This window comes from Micromonospora sp. DT68 (assembly GCF_049847245.1).
GTDB lineage: Bacteria > Actinomycetota > Actinomycetes > Mycobacteriales > Micromonosporaceae > Micromonospora > Micromonospora profundi.
Map to the genome: position 1 here is coordinate 387,374 of NZ_JBNCNZ010000003.1, position 15,619 is coordinate 402,992.

Genomic DNA, 15,619 nt, shown 5'->3' on the forward strand with positions numbered 1-15,619 from the left:
ATGGAACCGTCGCGGGCTTTCCCCCACATCGGCCCGCTCACTTGCGGGTGGAGATCACCTGGGGGTTGGCGAAGACGAACTCGGCAAGCTTGTCCTGCTTGATCGCACGGAACATGGCCATCGTCTCTTCGCTGAGCGCCTCGGCGCCGGTGCCGGTGCTGTGGAAGGTGCCGTTGTTGGTCTTGAGCATGGTCAGCTCGTTCGCGGTCACCCCGCGCATGGTGTAGATGAAGCTCTCGATCGACGTGCCGCCGGTGTCCAGCACGAACGCCTTGCCGGCGGCTTTGATCAGCTGCTGGAGCTTCGCCGGCTTGGTCAGCATTTCGCCGTCGCTTGCCTTCTTGGCCATCGCCTTGATCAGTTGCTGCTGGTTCTGCTGACGGTCGTAGTCGCCGTTGCGGAGGGTCTTGCGCTGCCGGGAGTAGTCGAGCGCCGCCCAGCCCTCCATCTCCTGGCAACCCTTCTTGTGCACCACCGGGGTCCTCGGCTTGCCGGTCTTCTTGGCGTCCGCGTTCCACATCGGCTTGCCGTCGACGTACGACATGTGCAGCGACTCGACCTCCTGGGTGACGCAGATCCGCACCGTGCCGAGCGCGTCGATGACGTTCTTGAAGCCGCCGAAGTTGATGATCGCCGCACCGTCGAAGCTGACCCCGGTGAGCCGTTTGATCGTCTGCGCCATCAGTTGGGCGCCGCCCTCCCAGCCACCGCCGTTGGCGGCGCCGGCCTGGAACGCGCCATTGATCTTGCCGGTGCCGCCGCCGTAGCCGCTCTTCGAGAAGGCGGGAATCTGCGCCTGGGTGTCCCGGGGGATGGAGATCAGGTACGCCTGGTCGTGCGAGGCCGGGATGTGCAGGATGATGATGCTGTCCGAGCGGACGTCGTCGGCTGCCCAACGCTCCCGCGCGTCCACGCCGAGCAGCAGCATGTCGATCGGGCCGTCCAGGCTGGCCCCGCCCTCGGCGTCGGACTTGCTGGCGTCACCGAGCAGGTTGCGTTGCGCGATGTCCCCGGTGGCCTGGCCGATCAGCACCTTGCCGCCGACGATGCCCACCCCGCTGCTGAGCATCAGCACCGCACCGAAGATCACAGTCAGGCGCGCCCAGAGCGGATCCTTGCGCCGGGGCCGCTTCTTCGACGGCCCCTTTCCACCCGACCGGCCATTGCCACCACCCGGCGGGCGATCGCCTGGCCCACCACCTGACCGGCCCGGCTGCACTGGTATGGATGCGGCAATTCGACCGCTCGGCGCGGCTGAGGTAGGGCGTCGGCTGGCCTGAACCGGCATTCGTGCTCCAGTTCGTGATCAAGATGGGGCGGCGACCACTGTACGTGCATCAAATCGACTTGGCGAGTTCATCCGGATTCAATTCGGACGTCAGGTGCAGCCTACCGGCGATCGGCCTATCTCGATGACCCGTCGGGGTAGTTGCGGTATGACGCACGCCTCATTCGAAGAAAATGACCCTCGGTGATCGAGTTGTTCGCCGAAGGTGAGCGCCGGTCGGAGTAGTGGCCGTCAGGCCGGGGGTCGGGGGCCCGGCGTGCACCGGACCCCCGAATGGGTCAGGTGCTCGGCCCCGGGATGGTCGGGTACGCGCAGGTGGACGCCGAGTCGATGCGGATTCCATTGGTGATTCCGAAGTAACCGACGTCGTAGATCTTGTTGGGCTTGCCGGAGGGCATGCACCTGATGAGCCCATTGGTGTAGCGGACGTATACAACGTCATCATTGCGGCTGTTGACGCCGTAGACGACGGCTGCCCCGTTGGAAACCGACTGGAAGCCGGAGGTCACGACCTGGTACCTGTGATCGAGGTTCTTTTCGAAGTCGTAGAGGCACGTGTACGGGTACGGACAGCCGAGCGCGGCCGCCTGGGCGGGTGCGGGGGTGACTGCCAAGGCTGTCGCCGACATGAGTGCAGCGGTAGCCGACGCCTGGAGTGCCCGTCGCAGTTTGCCTGCCATCGATTCTCCTCTCGGTTACATCGATCGTGGTGCCAGGCAAACGTAGAACGCGGTGAATTTGCCGGTCAAGGCAAATGCGGTGCCGCTCAGCCGCCGTCGTTGCTCTTCGGCGGATTGGCTTTGACCCAGTCCGCCATGGTGTCCGCCGACATGGCCCGATACATCGCCAGCGCCTTCTCCCGGTCGGAGACCACCACCGACTCACCGTTAATCGTCTCGCTGCCCGAGTTGGGGCTGGTCAGAAATGTGAGGTTCTGTCCACGCAGGTTACGGAACTGCACTGCCATGTCTGTCAACGAGAAGTCCTGGTCGACCGTGACGGCAGCGGTCACCGACTTGAGGAAGTCGTTGAGCTTCTTCGGGTTCGCAAGCGTGCCGGTGCTCGCCGCCTTGTCCATCAATGCCCGAAGGAATTCCTGCTGGTGCCGCATCCGGGCGAAGTCGCCGTCCGGGAACTGTTTGCGCTGCCGGATCCAGTCCAGCGCCTCGGTGCCGTCCATGTGGTTGGTGCCCTTGGTGAACGTCCGGTACGGCTTGTGGATCGAGGTGATCGTCCGCTCCACCTTGAGGTCGACGCCACCGAGGGCGTCAGTGACCTCCTTGAAGCCGCCGAAGTCGATGGCCATCACGTGGTCGATCCGGACGTCGGTGAAGCACTCCACGGTGCGGACCGCCAGGGGCAGACCGCCGAACGCGAACGCTGCGTTGATCTTTCCGCGCTGGCCGGAGCCGCAGTCCGCGCCGGCGCTTTCCGGGATCGGCACGTAGAGGTCACGCGGAACGGAGACCAGGTAGGCCTCCTGGTGGTCGGCCGGAATGTGCATCACGATGATCGTGTCGGCCCGCCACTGGCTCTTGGTGTCGACCGGCGCGTCCGGGTCTCGGGAGTCGCTGCCGACCAGCAGGATGTTCAGCGCGCCGTCCACGGCCTTCGCCGGTCGGCCGCCGGTGATCTCCGCGAACGGGTCGGTGCGGGCCAGGTCGTTGTTGAGGTTGCGCGCGTACATCCAGGCGCCGAGGCCGCCGAGCAGCGCCAGCACCAGCACCGCGACCCCGGCTACCAGGCCGATGCGCCCCCAGCGTGGCCGTGGGCCACGTCGCCCCGAGCCGCCGACACCCCCCGGGCCTCCCGGACCTCTCGGCCCGGCCGGGCCGCCCGGCTGGCGCTGTTCATCGTCGTGCGACGGGTACCAGCGGGCCTCCGTCCGGCGGGCGCGTCCGGAGGCGCCCCGGTCGGAGCCGGGCACCGAGGCGCGGCCGGCGCTGCGGTTCAGGTACGGCTGGGGAACGCCGGCAGAGGTCGCTGACATGTAATTCAGGGTACGTAGCGGGAGCCACTCCCGCCCCCAGGCGACACTCAACGATCGGCGGTCAGCGGCGCGCCGGTTACCCTAGCCGCGCCCGGAAATACTCGATCGTGCGTCGTAGGCCGTCTTCGGGCGCGACGGTCGGCTCGTATCCGAGCAGTTCCCGGGCGAGGCCAAGATCGGGGCGCCGCATCTCCGGGTCGTCGGCGCTGCGCGTGACGTACGTCACCTCCGATGTGCTGCCGGAGAGTGACACGATCAACTCGGCGAGTTGCCGCATCGTGAGCTCGTGTTCGGTGCCGCAGTTGACAGGGCCGGTCTCCGTCGAGTCGAGCAGCAGCAGGATGCCCCGCACCAGGTCCTCGACGAAGCAGATCGAGCGGGTCTGGTTGCCGGTGCCGTGCACGGTGATCGGCTCGCCGCGCAGCGCCTGCGAGATGAAGGTGGGGATGGCCCGCCCGTCGTCCGGGCGCATCCGCGGGCCGTACGTGTTGAAGATCCGGACGATCGCAGCGTCGAGCCCCCGGTAGCGGTGGTACGCCATGGTGGCCGCCTCGGAGAAGCGCTTCGCCTCGTCGTAGACGCTGCGTACGCCGATGGGGTTGACGTTGCCCCAGTAGGTCTCGCGCTGCGGGTGCTCCTTCGGGTCCCCGTACGCCTCGGAGGTGGAGGCCATCAGGAACCGGGCGCCGTCGGCGACCGCGCGGTCAAGCAGGTGCAGGGTGCCCACCGAGCCGACCCGGAGGATCTCCACAGGCAGTTGGGCGAAGTCGGTGGGGCTGGCCGGCGAGGCCATGTGCAGGATCGCGTCGAAGCGCTCGGCCAGGGCCGGGTGATGGGCCGGCAGGCCCTCGGAGATGTCCGCCTCGACCAATGTGAAGGTCGGCCGGTCCAGCAGGTGGGCGACGTTCTCCTTCGAGCCGGTGACGAAGTTGTCGAGCGCCACCACCGTGCAGCCCCGGGCGATCAGCGAGTCGACCAGGTGTGAGGGGACGAAACCGGCGCCGCCGGTGACGAGAACGCGGTGACCGGAACCGAAGCGCTCAGCAACCTTCATGCCGGTCAGCCTACCGATCCCCGTATGTAAGGAAGGGACCCCTGTTAACGCCAGGCGTTAACAGGGGTCCCTTCCTTACAAGATGGGCGACGGTCAGTGGGCGCCTGCGCCGGTGAGGGCGCGGACCTCCAGCTCCGCGTACTTGTCCTCGTCGTGCTCCTTGGAGATGACGGTGCCGATCCACCCGCACAGGAAACCGAACGGGATCGAGAGGATGCCCGGGTTGGACAACGGGAACCACTGCCAGTCGTGGTCCGGGAACATCGAGGTCGCAGCCCCGGAGACCACCGGTGAGAAGAACACAAGCAGTACGGCCGACAGCAGACCGCCGTAGATCGCCCACACCGCGCCGGAGGTGTTGAACCGCCGCCAGAACAGGCTGTAGAGAATCGCCGGCAGGTTGCCCGACGCGGCGACCGCGAAGGCCAGCGCCACAAGGAACGCCACGTTGAGGTTCTGCGCGTAGATCGACAACAGGATCGACACCGCGCCGATCACCAGGGCGGAGATCCGGGCGACCCGCACCTCCTGCCGCTCCGACGCTTCGCCCTTCTTCATGACGTTCGCGTAGAAGTCGTGCGCCAGGCTGGAGGAGGAGGCCAGTGTCAACCCGGCGACGACCGCCAGGATGGTGGCGAAGGCGACCGCTGCGATGATCGCCAGCAGGGCCGCCCCTCCCAGGTCGCCACCGAAGAAGTCGATACCGAGTGCCTCGGCCAACTGTGGCGCGGCGGTGTTGCCTGCCTTGTCCTGCGCGGTGATCGCCTCGCTGCCCACCAGCGCCGCCGCACCGAAGCCGAGGGCCAGGGTGAGCAGGTAGAAGGTGCCGATGATGCCGATCGCCCAGAGCACGCTCTTACGGGCCGCCTTCGCGGTCGGCACGGTGTAGAAGCGGATCAGGATGTGCGGCAGACCGGCGGTGCCGAGCACCAGGGCGATGCCGAGGGACAGCAGGTCGACCTTGTTGTAGAAGGTCTGTGTCGCGTTGCCGGCCACCTCGACGCCGTAGCGCAGCCCGGGTTCGAGGAACGCGCTGCCCTTGCCGGACGAGGCGGCGGCGTCACCGAGCAGCGACGACAGGTTGAACTTGTACTTCGCCAGCACCAGCAGGGTCATCAGCAGCGCGCCGCCCATCAGCAGGAACGCCTTGACGATCTGCACGTAGGTGGTGCCCTTCATGCCGCCCACGGTGACGTAGATGATCATCAGGGCGCCGACCAGGATGATGGTGGCTACCTTGGCGGTGGCGGCGTCCATGCCGAGGAACGTCGTGCCCGGCCGGATGCCCAGCAGCAGCGCGACGAGCGCACCCGCGCCCACCATCTGCGCCAGCAGATAGAAGATCGACACCGTGATCGTGGAGACCGCCGCCGCCGTACGCACCGGACGCTGACGCATCCGGAAGGCGAGCACGTCCGCCATCGTGTACCGGCCGGAGTTGCGCAGCAGCTCGGCGACGAGCAGCAGGGCCACCAGCCAGGCGACCAGGAAGCCGATCGAGTAGAGGAAGCCGTCGTAGCCGTACAGCGCGATGATGCCGGCGATGCCGAGGAACGAGGCGGCCGACATGTAGTCGCCACCGATCGCCATGCCGTTCTGGAAGCCGGAGAACGACCGGCCACCCGCGTAGAAGTCGGTAGCCGTCTTGGTCTGCCGGCTGGCCCAGATCGTGATGGCCAGGGTGACCGCCACGAAGACCAGGAAGAGCGTGATTGTCAGGTTGCGGGCGGTGTGGTTTGTGGCCTCAGCCGCCAGGAACGTCTCAACCGCGTGGACCGTCTTCACGGGTCACCTCCCCGATCTCGGCGCGGATGCGGTCGGCGATGGGGTCGATCTTCCGGTCGGCGTACCGGGAGTACAGCCAGGCGATCAGGAACGTGGAGACGAACTGGAGCAGGCCGAAGACCAGTGCGACGTTGATATTGCTGCCGAACAGCTTCGTGCCCATGAAGTCCCGGGCGTACGCGGACAGGATGACGTAGAGCGCGTACCACAGGAAGAACGCGACGGTCATCGGGAAAACGAAGCCGCGCAGCGCGCGCCGCAGCCCGGCGAACTCGTCCGACCGTTGTACGGCCAGATACTTGTCCGGCTGGGAAGCGGTCGGCGCGGGTGTGTCCGTGGACATCTGTGGATCACCACCTTCACAGGCGTCGGAGGAGTTTCGCGCACGGTAAAGAGCGCGCTCCCGGACGGGGAAGGGTGAGATCGACACCGGTCGTCGAGTGCGCCGAGCGGTTGCCTGGCTGCGCCGAGTGACTCAGCTCACTCCGGTGACCGGTCGGCGGGCAGCCTGATCAGCCCGGCAGCTCGTGATAGCGCCCCCGGTAGTGCAGCAGGGGAGTTGCCTCCCCGGTCAGGTCGACCGCCTCGATGGTGGCCTCCACGAGCAGGCCCCAGCCGTACTCCCGGGCGGTGTCCAGCCGGCATCCGGCCCAACCACCCGCGTCCGCCGGCACCGGCCCGTACGGCGTGTCGATCCACTCGCCGGTCGCGAAGAGGCCACCCGGGGCGGGAAAGAGGCCGGCGAACCGGTCGGCGAGTTGCCGGTGCGGTGGGCCGAGTGGCGCGACCGCGAACCGCCCCGCCTCCTCGACCGCCGCCCACAGGTCGGACTCCGGGTCGATCAGCCCCAACAGCCGGTCCGGCTCCCCCTCGGCGACCAGCGTGGACGAGACTGTCAGCCCGGCCGGGCCGGGTGCCGTCCAGAGGGTCACCGGCGCGGCGAGCCGACCACGCAGCCGGCGAACCGGCGACCGCTGCCCGCTCGGCACGGCGAACGGGTCGGTGTGATGGATCTCGGCACCCGGCTCATGATTCACGTGAAACATTGTGCCGCCCCGCCCTCGCGCCCAACCCAGGAAGCGCTCGTGCAGGTCACTGGGTCGTCCGTTGAGCTGGGCGAGTTGACTGCCCGCCTCCGCCATCGCGGTGCCCAGGTAGACCAGCAGCGCCAGGCGGTCGTGCCGGTATTCGGCGAGCAGCGCCAGCCGCGCTGGTTGGCAGGGCCAGGGCGGGCCGCAGCCGCGACACCGCCAGAGCGGCCGCATCGGCAGGTGCGGGCGACTCACCACCGCCGTCCGGTCGGCAGCGTCGGCGGGGCCGGTCGGCCGCCGTTCGCCCGCCAGGTCTGCGCCGGGGTCAGCCAACCGGCACGACCCGGTCGCGGCAGGGCCACCGTCGGCCCCGTCGCCCACGCGGGTCGTTGATCCGGCGGGCCGGCCGGCCGCTCCGGCCCGGTCGCGCCCGGCACCGCCGCCGGTGCCGCCATCTTCCTTCTCCGGTACGACCACCGCGCCCCGTTCCTGCCGCCTATGAACCCGAACACGGCTGATCTCCCTCCGGTTGACGGGGGCCGCCCCGATAGGGGGATGACCGGGGCGGCCCGAACGCAGGACCGGACGCCGGGACGTCGCCTCCACCGACCGGGCCGCGTGCAATCCACCCTGGACCGAGAGGCGCGGACAGGGGAGGATGCCAGGGCTTACTACGCAGCGGGGTCACGTACTTACCGGAGAGGTAAGGATGAACGTCGAGATGTGGGTACGGGCGTTGAAGGCCGCCCGAGCGGGTGCCGACATGTCCCAGGAGGCATTGGCGACCGTCACCAGATGGAGTCCGTCCACGGTGGCGGCCATCGAGACCGGCCGGCGTCGGCCGACTGGAGTTCGCGGTCGCCGCGGACGAGGCCCTAGCCACCGGCGGCCTCCTCGCCGAACTGTTGATAGCTGCCGACCGACAGCGGCTGCCGACCTGGTTCGTTCCGTGGCGCCACCACGAGGAGCAAGCGACCCGGCTATGCGAGTTCGAGCCGTGCCTGATTCCTGGCCTCCTTCAGACCGAGGACTATGCCCGTGCGGTGATCTCCGCCGGTGGCCTCAACCCGGTCGACGTGGTGAACGAGTTGGTCGCAGTCCGGATGGAGCGACAGCAGTAGTGGCAGCGTGCAGAGCCGCCGCAGTGCGTCTTCGTCCTGGACGAGATCGCCCTACGCCGCCCGGTCGGCGGACCAGCGGTACTGGATGCTCAGCTTGGTCAACTGCTGAAACTTGCCGCCCAACACACCGTCAGGCTGCACGTCGTGCCGCTCGACGTCGGAGCCCACGTCGGCTTGACCTGGGGCTTCCTGCTCGCTGAACTACCGGACGGTGAACGGGTCACCTACGTCGAGGATGTTGCTCGCGGGCATGTCATCGACGACCCGGAAGTAGTCCGTCTGGTTGGTCGGAAATGGGATAGCCTGCTCGGCGAGGCACTGTCAACGGGTGCTTCGCTGGATCTGATCCGGAAGCTGAAGGTGACGCCATGACCGTTGCTCAACCGCGTTGGCGTACGTCCACCAGGTCCGGTGACACGGGTGGAGCCTGCGTCGAGGTGGCAGACAATCTGCCCGGTGTCGTCCTGGTCCGGGACAGCAAGGACCGCTCGGGCCCGACCCTCACCTTCGCCCCGGCCGCGTGGCGTGGCTTCATCGCCGACGCCGCTCAGGTTCCCACTCGACGCGACGGTTAGCGGCGGGGCCTACCTCGCCGGCGGTATCGGCGGTTCCTCACGCTGGGACGCCGGGGTTGGTGCGGGCGTCGGAGAGGTCGCGGGCCTCGTGGCCCGCGGTCGACAGCAGGCGCAGCCCTCGCCCGAGCACCTTCTCGTGGGGCAGAGGGCCGAAGGTGCGCGAGTCGTAGCCGACGCTGTCGCCGATGACGACGATCGTCCCGGCGGCCACGGTCGATCCGGCACCGACGACACCTTCCGGCAGCGGGTCACCGGGAACCGCTGCCACCCGTTTGACCAGCCACCGTGCCAGCATGTCGGACCGCTGCTCGGGCATCGCGGACCACTGATGGTCGTAGCCGGGTGCCTCGAACACCACGATGTCCCCGACGGTGACCTGGTTGCCGGCACATCTGCGGACCAGCAGCAGGTCGCCATGTCGCAGGCTCGGTTCCATGCTCTGCCCTGACACGCGTACCGCCACCTGCCGGCGACGAAGGCCGCGCAGTGCCAGTGCGCCGCCGGCTGAGACGACAACCGCGGCCAGTACGCCGATCCACAAAGCGGGCATGGCTCCTCCTGTGCTCATCCGGCATGCGTCTCGGTGTGCTGGTAGCCCTCGGCCTGCATCCGGAACAGCTCGGCATAGCAGCCGTCGGCGTCGATAAGTGCCGAGTGGGTGCCGCGCTCGACGACCTGGCCCGCATCGAGCACCACGATCTCGTCGGCGTCGCGCACAGTGTTGAGGCGGTGGGAGATCAGGATGCTCGTACGACCATGGCGGTGCTCGGCCAGTTGACGGTGGATGCGCTGCTCAGCCATCGCGTCGAGCCCGGAACTCGGCTCGTCAAGGATGAGCAGGTCGCGCTGCCCGCGCAGCAGCGCCCGGGCGAGCGCCAGCCGCTGCCACTGGCCGCCGGACAACAGAACACCCTGTTCCTGGGCGGTGTCGTAGTCCACGAAGGTCCGGGACAGCAGTGTGTCCGCCCCTCGGGGGAGCGCCTTCAGCACGTCCAGGATCTCCGCCTGCCCGGCTGCGGCGTTAAGCCGCTCCTCGCTGAGGTCGAACTCGTCGCGTCCGTCGACGTCCCCGAGCGCGATGTTCTCGCGTGCGGTCAGCTCGTAGCACATGAAGTCCTGGAAGACCGCTCCGATGCGCTGGCGTAGTTCGTCGATCGGGATGTCGCGCAGGTCGATGCCGTCCCAGTAGATGGCACCCCGCGTGGGGTCGTAGAACCGGCAGAGCAGTTTGATCAGCGTGCTCTTCCCCGACCCGTTCTGCCCGACCAGGGCGAGGGAGCGACCGGTCGGGATGGTGAGCGTGACTCCGCGCAGCGCCCAGGGGTGCTCGTCGTCGTAGCGGAACCACACGTCGTCGAGTTCGATGCCGCTCCTGGTGCCGGGGAGGGCTCGCCCGAGCACCCGGGGTTCGGTGGCCGGCGATTCGGCGATCAGGTCGCGGTAGTGGGTCGTCAACAGATTGGCGTGGTGCCCGGACGCGATATATCCGACGAGCGCCGCCAGTGAGGACTGCGTACCCCCGGCGACTACGACCAAGGCGCCGATGTCACCCGGACTGAGTCGACCGGCAGCCGCCGCCAGCAGTGCCCAGCAGAGCGTGCCTCCCAGGAGCCCCGCGGAGAGCATCGCCAGCGCTGACTGCACCATCAGCTCCCGGCGGTCGGTGCGCCGTCGGGCACGATTGCTGCTTGTGAGTTCGGCGAGCATGCGATGCCGAAAGAGCCGGTGGGCGCCGAACAACCGGCTCTCCTTGGCGGCGCTGAGACTCGTCATCAGGTCGGTGAAGAACGCCTCACGCCGCTCCGCCGGGCTGATCTGCCACATCATGTCCATCCGGCGCCCACTGAGCTTCAGTTCCGCGATGAGCGCCGGCACCGCGGCGGCGACCAGAACGCCGGCAAGCCACGGTTGGATCGCGATGACGGTGGCGAGCATCCCGCCCAGGGTGACGACAGTCCGTCCCCCGGCGATGAGGCTTTCGACCACTTGCGCCGGGCCGCTCTGGCTGGCCTGTTCGGCCAGACGAAGACGGTCCCGAAAGCTGGGCTTCTCCAGGGTGGAGAGCATCTGGAGTCGGGCCAGGGCGGCGTAGAGATTCGCCTTGGCCAGAACAGCGACGGCCCGCCGGAGTTCCGCCTGGAGGAACCGGTGCAGGGGCGCGGCGGAGGCGGCGACGAACGTGATCACCGCGAACGCGACAGCCAGTGCCTCCAGTCCGCCCCGCCCCGGTTCGGAGAGCCGGTCCAACGCCAGTTTCACCAGCCACGCGGAGCCCACCGGCAGGAGTCCGGTGACGAGTTCGAGGACCGCGAGGCCGGCCAGTGGGCCACGGGCAGCGGTCCAGGTGAGGCGCAGGGCGGTGATGGAGCCCCCGCGTTTCGGACGAGTTGGCATGGACTCTCCAGTAGAGAGAGCAGGGCCCGGCGGCCGGAAGGCCGCCGAGCCCTGACCCGGGGTCAGCAGGTGCCGGCGGGACCACACGGGTTGCAGACCCAGTAGTAGCCCCCGGCTCCGTCCGGGCACTTCTGGCAGACCCGCTTGTAGGCGATGCCGCCGCTGCAGTAGCAGTACAGGGTGTCTCGGACGCAGGCTGCCTCTGCGGTGACGCCCGGAACGAACCAGGCCAGCATGCGGTCAGCGGCTCTGTTGATCAGTTTCATTCGCCCTCCAATGGGTGGTGGATGCCGGCGTCTGTGGTGCTACCGGTGGCCGACCCGCGCGGCTGCAGCCGACACCGGAGCGATGCCCGACTACGTCCGGGTGAGGGTGGGTGCGATGAACTGTTGAATGTCCTGCACGTTCGCGGACACCACTCCGTCGCGGACGGAGACCATTGTCGGCAGGCGGTCCACACCCATGGCGGAGCTCACCGGACCCATCGGGGACTCGACCACGACCCGCCCGGCGCGCTCCGCGAGCTCGATGAACCGGGCCCGTTCGGCGAGGTCGCGCCCGTCGTCGTCGATGACGACCAGGACCCGGTCCGGACCGGCCGCCGCGACCAGGTCGACGAACCGGGGCAGGTGCTCGACGCAGGGTGCGCAGCCGGTGGAGAAGAAACCGAGATAGGTCTCTCCGCTCGCCGCGAAGTCCTCTGTGATCGGCTCGCCGGTCAACGTACGTGCCGTGAAGGACGGCAGGCGTTCCCCGACGGACGGACGAGCCGGTCCGAGGGAGTCCGCTGGCGTGCTCACCGCTAGTTGCTCGGTCAGTGCGCGGAGTCGACGGATGACGCCGAAGAGCAAGAGCAGATTGAGGCAGCCGAGGGCTCCGACCACCACGACCGCGGTAAACAGGACGTCGTTCACGTTCGTTTCCTCCGTTGGGGAACGGCCCTGCCGGGCATCGGATCGGCGAAGACTGCGACGAAGTCGACGAAGAACACGACAAGGAGCGCGCCGGCCACGGCGGCGATGACGCTGGTCGCGACCTCGGCGGACGACGAGGCACCGAACGGCGGAGCGGCGAGACCGGTCACGGCGACGGCCAGCAGCAGCGCGTCCCGGCCCAGATGGACCGGACTGAGCAGGCGGCGGGAGGCGCCGAAACAGTGGCAGGCGACCGGTATCCCTCGACGCACTGTCAGCCCCGTGACGACGAGGAATCCCGTGATCAGCACGGCGGCGAGAGCGAAGCCGGCGGTCGAGGTGCCGGGAAAGAGGAGCAGGAGTACCACGAGGACCTCGCTGGCGGCCACGACGACAGCCAGTGGCCCGACCAGGCCGGCCGGCAGCAGCCGCATGGCCGCCAGCATCGAACGGAAGCCGGCCCGCTCCGGCGCGCTGCGCAGCTTCACGGCGGCGGCGGCGAAGACGAGCCCGAGCAGGATCCGGGCGGTCAGTTCCGCATACCGCACGAGCAACTCCTCCCCCTGAACCGACGGGTGCGACACGGAGTCTGGAGGAGCCCTGTTGGTTAATTGTTGTCGATGTGTTGTCGTCGCGGGCAGGAAAATGTCGCCTGCCGTAGCTGCTTGCGATCAGTGGCGCCGACATTCATGATCGTCAAGTGCGTCGAATCATCTGGGCCCAGTTGCGACGCCGGGCCGGCCGGACTCTGGCCATGTTCTTCGCGATCGTCACGGCGACGATCGGATTCGTCGTACTCACGGGCAACACCCGGACGTCTCAACTGACCGTCGCCGGTGAGGTGAATGCTCACTTCCGCGGCTCGTACGACATCCTGGTCCGTCCCACGGGGAGCAGATCGGCCCTCGAATCGGATCGAGGGCTGTTACGGCCCAACTTCCTGTCGAGCCGGTACGGCGGCATCACCCTCGATCAGTGGCGCGGGATCACCAAGGTCCGAGATGTCGAGGTCGCGGCGCCGATCGGCAATCTCGGGTATTCCCCGTTCTTCGCCGGGCGCCGTTTCGACCTCACCGCACTTGTCGACCGCAGCGCCACCCGGCAACTGATCCGGCAGCGCCGGGTGTGGAGCGCCGACCGCGGCCTCACCGTCGCGGAGGAGTCACCGGAACTCGTCTACGTCACTAAACGGCCGGTCATCCGGCCGGTGGACGAGGACCCGGTGAACGGCACACAGAAATACGCCGACGGCCGGACCCGGCGCAACCCGTGCCCGGACGGCATCCCTCCGCCCGTGCTGGAGGTGCGGGAGGACGGCGACGAGGTGCCCCTGTGTCTGGCCAGCGGGGAGGGGACGCGACGGCGGCCGGCACTGGTCGTCGAGCTCGACGCGGATGGTCTCTTCCACTACCCCTCCTCCACGCCGGGTCAGCCGTCCCCTCGTCTCGACCCCCTGGCCCTGGTGATGATGTCCTACTCGGTGGCGGCGATCGACCCGGATTCCGAGGCGAAGCTCGTGGGGCTCGACTCGGCCATGACGTTCGGCCGGTACCTGGAACCGGACCGGTCCGGTGGCGAACGACGCCGGTTCGACGGCCCGGTCAACCTGGTGCCCGCCATCGGCACCGCAGCACCGCAGATCGACGAAAAGGTGTTCGTCCGCGCGGAGCGGGTGACCGCCGACCCCAGCGCCGGGGACCTCGGCCGGTTGGCGGAGCTGGCGGATGCCGCCCCCGCGGAGGCCCGGCTGGACACCCCGCCGGTGGATTCGGTGGACGCCCAGCAGTCCGCCCGAACCGACGGCACACTCTATTTCGCGGGTGGGTTGTTGAGCCGGATCGGTCGGTCGGGTGCCGTGGAATACCAGGTGGACCCGGATGGCACTCTTCGACCCGAGCCGCGACGGCCCGCCGGTGCGGCCTGGACCGAACCTGTGGGTGCCCCACCCCAGTTGTGGAACGACACGGCGCTACGCGAGACCACAATGATCCGTTCTGGTGACCGGGCGGGCGCCAATCAGATGGGCGTCGGGCTCGACCCGATCGGCTTCTTCGACCCGACCCGGCTCACCCAGCGGGACCCGCTCGCGGAGACACCGATGGAGACGTACGACGCGAACGTGCTCAGGGGCGCCCGGACGGTGGACCGGGAGTTGCTGGGTGACCAGCCGCTGTCGCCAAACAGCAACCCCGGCGGGTACCACAGCCCGCCGCCGGCGTTCCTCGTCTCGCTCAACTCGCTGGCCGCGTTGACCGGGGAAACCGCGCCGATCAGCGCTGTGCGGGTCCGGGTCGCCGGCATCGACGGGTTCAACTCGGTCAGCCGGGAACGTGTCCGTCGGGTGGCCGACGACATCAGCCGGGCGACCGGGCTGGACGTGGAGGTGACGCTTGGTGCGTCGCCGTCCGCGCAGACAGTCGTCCTGCCGGCTGGCCGGTACGGTCGGCCCGAGCTGCGCCTGAGCGAGGGTTGGACCCGCAAGGGCGTGTCGGCAACGATCGCTGAGGCGGTGGACCGCAAGAGTCTGGTGCTGTTCGGGCTCATCCTGGTCGTTTGCGTCCTCTTCCTGGTCAACGCGGTGAGCGCCGCAGTGCGCGAGCGGCATCGGGAGCTTGCGCTCCTTTCCTGTCTGGGCTGGAGCCGGGCGCGGCTGGTCGCGTTACTGACCGGCGAGACGATGCTTCTCGGTGTGCTGGCCGGCGCGGTGAGCAGCGTGCTGGCGGTGCCGCTCGGGCTTCGCATCGGCACCGACGTCGGCTGGGACAGAGCGCTCTGGGCCATTCCGGTGGCGGGCGCGGTGGCACTTGTCGCAGGGCTCGTTCCCGCTTGGCGGGCATCCGCGGCGGCACCGTTTAACGTCGTCCGCCGCAGCGGTCGCAAGGTGACAGTCAAACTCGGCCACGGCCGCGCGGGCGTGCTCCGGCTGGCGATCGCGAACCTGCTCCGGGTGCCGGGCCGCACGGCGTTGGGCTGCGTTGCGCTAGCTGCCGGCGTTGCCGGTCTGACGCTGCTCATGGCGATCGTGTGGACGTTCCAGGGGGCGGTCTCGGGCTCGATCCTCGGAGAGGCGGTATCGCTGCGCGTGCGCGGCGCCGACGTGCTCGCGGTGGTGCTCACCGTACTGCTGGGGTTGATGTCGGTTGTGGATGTCCTCTACCTCAACATCCGCGAGCGTGCGGGTGAGCTGGCGATCCTGCGGGCGTCGGGGTGGTCGCGCTCGTCGGTGCGCCGACTCGTCGGTTACGAGGGCGTCGGCATCGGTGTGCTGGGCGCTCTTGCGGGTGCCGCGACCGGATGTGTCGCCGCGGCGTGGTTCGCCGGCGTGCTCGACGTCCGGCTCCTGTGGACCACGGCGGCGGTCGCGCTGGCGGGCGTGGTGCTCGCCGGTCTGGCGGCCCTGGTGCCGGTGATGTTGCTGGACAGACTGCCGCTCGCTGGGCAACTGTCGGCGGATTGAGCACGCCCCC

General features: G+C 68.6%; 14 protein-coding genes and 2 pseudogenes. 4 read left to right on the top strand and 12 right to left on the bottom strand.

Annotated features, from left to right (window positions below):
- Positions 1 to 37: 37 nt before the first annotated feature.
- The 7 genes from ACPXB1_RS08005 to ACPXB1_RS08035 form a co-directional block, all read right to left on the bottom strand.
- Positions 38 to 1,069: an LCP family protein gene (locus tag ACPXB1_RS08005; RefSeq protein WP_355588423.1), complete on the bottom strand. Its 1,032-nt coding sequence runs from the start codon at positions 1,067 to 1,069 to the stop codon at positions 38 to 40.
- A gap of 497 nt (positions 1,070 to 1,566) precedes the next feature.
- Positions 1,567 to 1,968 (bottom strand): hypothetical protein, encoded by a 402-nt coding sequence (locus ACPXB1_RS08010; RefSeq protein WP_355587284.1) that lies wholly within the window; start codon positions 1,966 to 1,968, stop codon positions 1,567 to 1,569.
- Positions 1,969 to 2,054: 86 nt separating this feature from the next.
- Positions 2,055 to 3,278: an LCP family protein gene (locus ACPXB1_RS08015; RefSeq protein ID WP_355631956.1), complete on the bottom strand. Its 1,224-nt coding sequence runs from the start codon at positions 3,276 to 3,278 to the stop codon at positions 2,055 to 2,057.
- Between the two features lie 76 nt (positions 3,279 to 3,354).
- Complete coding sequence (locus tag ACPXB1_RS08020) at positions 3,355 to 4,332, bottom strand: NAD-dependent epimerase/dehydratase family protein (RefSeq protein WP_053651553.1); 978 nt, start codon at positions 4,330 to 4,332, stop codon at positions 3,355 to 3,357.
- Between the two features lie 93 nt (positions 4,333 to 4,425).
- Complete coding sequence (locus ACPXB1_RS08025) at positions 4,426 to 6,117, bottom strand: solute symporter family protein (protein WP_425735001.1); 1,692 nt, start codon at positions 6,115 to 6,117, stop codon at positions 4,426 to 4,428.
- Entirely contained in the window at positions 6,095 to 6,460 is a 366-nt protein-coding gene (locus ACPXB1_RS08030; protein ID WP_355587277.1) for a DUF485 domain-containing protein, read from the bottom strand. Before ACPXB1_RS08030 ends, ACPXB1_RS08025 begins: the two co-directional genes overlap by 23 nt.
- A 169-nt stretch (positions 6,461 to 6,629) precedes the next feature.
- On the bottom strand, positions 6,630 to 7,382 hold the full coding sequence (locus ACPXB1_RS08035) for a flavin reductase family protein (RefSeq protein WP_425735027.1): 753 nt from the start codon (positions 7,380 to 7,382) through the stop codon (positions 6,630 to 6,632).
- 475 nt (positions 7,383 to 7,857) lie between these two features.
- On the opposite strand from ACPXB1_RS08035, the pseudogene ACPXB1_RS08040 reads away from it, so the two are divergent.
- The 3 genes and pseudogenes from ACPXB1_RS08040 to ACPXB1_RS08050 form a co-directional block, all read left to right on the top strand.
- A pseudogene (locus tag ACPXB1_RS08040) lies at positions 7,858 to 7,944 on the top strand (XRE family transcriptional regulator); the annotation flags it as partial.
- A pseudogene (locus ACPXB1_RS08045) lies at positions 7,904 to 8,641 on the top strand (DUF5753 domain-containing protein). The pseudogenes ACPXB1_RS08040 and ACPXB1_RS08045, both read left to right, overlap by 41 nt.
- The gene (locus tag ACPXB1_RS08050; RefSeq protein ID WP_425735002.1) at positions 8,638 to 8,844 is read left to right on the top strand and encodes a DUF397 domain-containing protein; all 207 of its coding nucleotides are present in this window, start codon (positions 8,638 to 8,640) and stop codon (positions 8,842 to 8,844) included. Before ACPXB1_RS08045 ends, ACPXB1_RS08050 begins: the two are co-directional and overlap by 4 nt.
- A 37-nt stretch (positions 8,845 to 8,881) precedes the next feature.
- Here the strand turns inward: ACPXB1_RS08050 and ACPXB1_RS08055 are convergent, their stop codons facing one another.
- From ACPXB1_RS08055 to ACPXB1_RS08075, 5 genes are all read right to left on the bottom strand, one after another.
- Entirely contained in the window at positions 8,882 to 9,394 is a 513-nt protein-coding gene (locus ACPXB1_RS08055; RefSeq protein WP_425735003.1) for a S26 family signal peptidase, read from the bottom strand.
- Positions 9,395 to 9,408: 14 nt separating this feature from the next.
- Positions 9,409 to 11,238, bottom strand: coding sequence for an ABC transporter ATP-binding protein (locus tag ACPXB1_RS08060; protein WP_425735004.1), 1,830 nt, complete (start codon positions 11,236 to 11,238; stop codon positions 9,409 to 9,411).
- 62 nt (positions 11,239 to 11,300) lie between these two features.
- Entirely contained in the window at positions 11,301 to 11,504 is a 204-nt protein-coding gene (locus ACPXB1_RS08065) for a hypothetical protein (protein WP_355587269.1), read from the bottom strand.
- A gap of 90 nt (positions 11,505 to 11,594) precedes the next feature.
- Complete coding sequence (locus ACPXB1_RS08070; protein WP_355587267.1) at positions 11,595 to 12,152, bottom strand: TlpA family protein disulfide reductase; 558 nt, start codon at positions 12,150 to 12,152, stop codon at positions 11,595 to 11,597.
- Positions 12,149 to 12,700, bottom strand: a complete 552-nt coding sequence (locus ACPXB1_RS08075; protein WP_355587264.1) for a MauE/DoxX family redox-associated membrane protein — start codon at positions 12,698 to 12,700, stop codon at positions 12,149 to 12,151. Before ACPXB1_RS08075 ends, ACPXB1_RS08070 begins: the two co-directional genes overlap by 4 nt.
- A 152-nt stretch (positions 12,701 to 12,852) precedes the next feature.
- Here ACPXB1_RS08075 and ACPXB1_RS08080 point away from each other — a divergent pair, with 152 nt between their 5' ends.
- Positions 12,853 to 15,609 carry an ABC transporter permease gene (locus tag ACPXB1_RS08080; protein ID WP_355587262.1) on the top strand — a complete coding sequence of 919 codons (2,757 nt, stop codon included), beginning with the start codon at positions 12,853 to 12,855 and terminating at the stop codon, positions 15,607 to 15,609.
- Positions 15,610 to 15,619 lie beyond the last annotated feature (10 nt).

Excerpts from the sequence above, each read along its gene's own strand:
- ACPXB1_RS08005 (WP_355588423.1), bottom strand. The coding sequence starts at position 1,069 with ATGCTCAGCAGCGGGGTGGGCATCGTCGGCGGCAAGGTGCTGATCGGC.
- ACPXB1_RS08010 (WP_355587284.1), bottom strand. The coding sequence starts at position 1,968 with ATGGCAGGCAAACTGCGACGGGCACTCCAGGCGTCGGCTACCGCTGCA.
- ACPXB1_RS08015 (WP_355631956.1), bottom strand. The coding sequence starts at position 3,278 with ATGTCAGCGACCTCTGCCGGCGTTCCCCAGCCGTACCTGAACCGCAGC.
- ACPXB1_RS08020 (WP_053651553.1), bottom strand. The coding sequence starts at position 4,332 with ATGAAGGTTGCTGAGCGCTTCGGTTCCGGTCACCGCGTTCTCGTCACC.
- ACPXB1_RS08030 (WP_355587277.1), bottom strand. The coding sequence starts at position 6,460 with ATGTCCACGGACACACCCGCGCCGACCGCTTCCCAGCCGGACAAGTAT.
- ACPXB1_RS08035 (WP_425735027.1), bottom strand. The coding sequence starts at position 7,382 with ATGCGGCCGCTCTGGCGGTGTCGCGGCTGCGGCCCGCCCTGGCCCTGC.
- ACPXB1_RS08050 (WP_425735002.1), top strand. The coding sequence starts at position 8,638 with ATGACCGTTGCTCAACCGCGTTGGCGTACGTCCACCAGGTCCGGTGAC.
- ACPXB1_RS08055 (WP_425735003.1), bottom strand. The coding sequence starts at position 9,394 with ATGCCCGCTTTGTGGATCGGCGTACTGGCCGCGGTTGTCGTCTCAGCC.
- ACPXB1_RS08060 (WP_425735004.1), bottom strand. The coding sequence starts at position 11,238 with ATGCCAACTCGTCCGAAACGCGGGGGCTCCATCACCGCCCTGCGCCTC.
- ACPXB1_RS08065 (WP_355587269.1), bottom strand. The coding sequence starts at position 11,504 with ATGAAACTGATCAACAGAGCCGCTGACCGCATGCTGGCCTGGTTCGTT.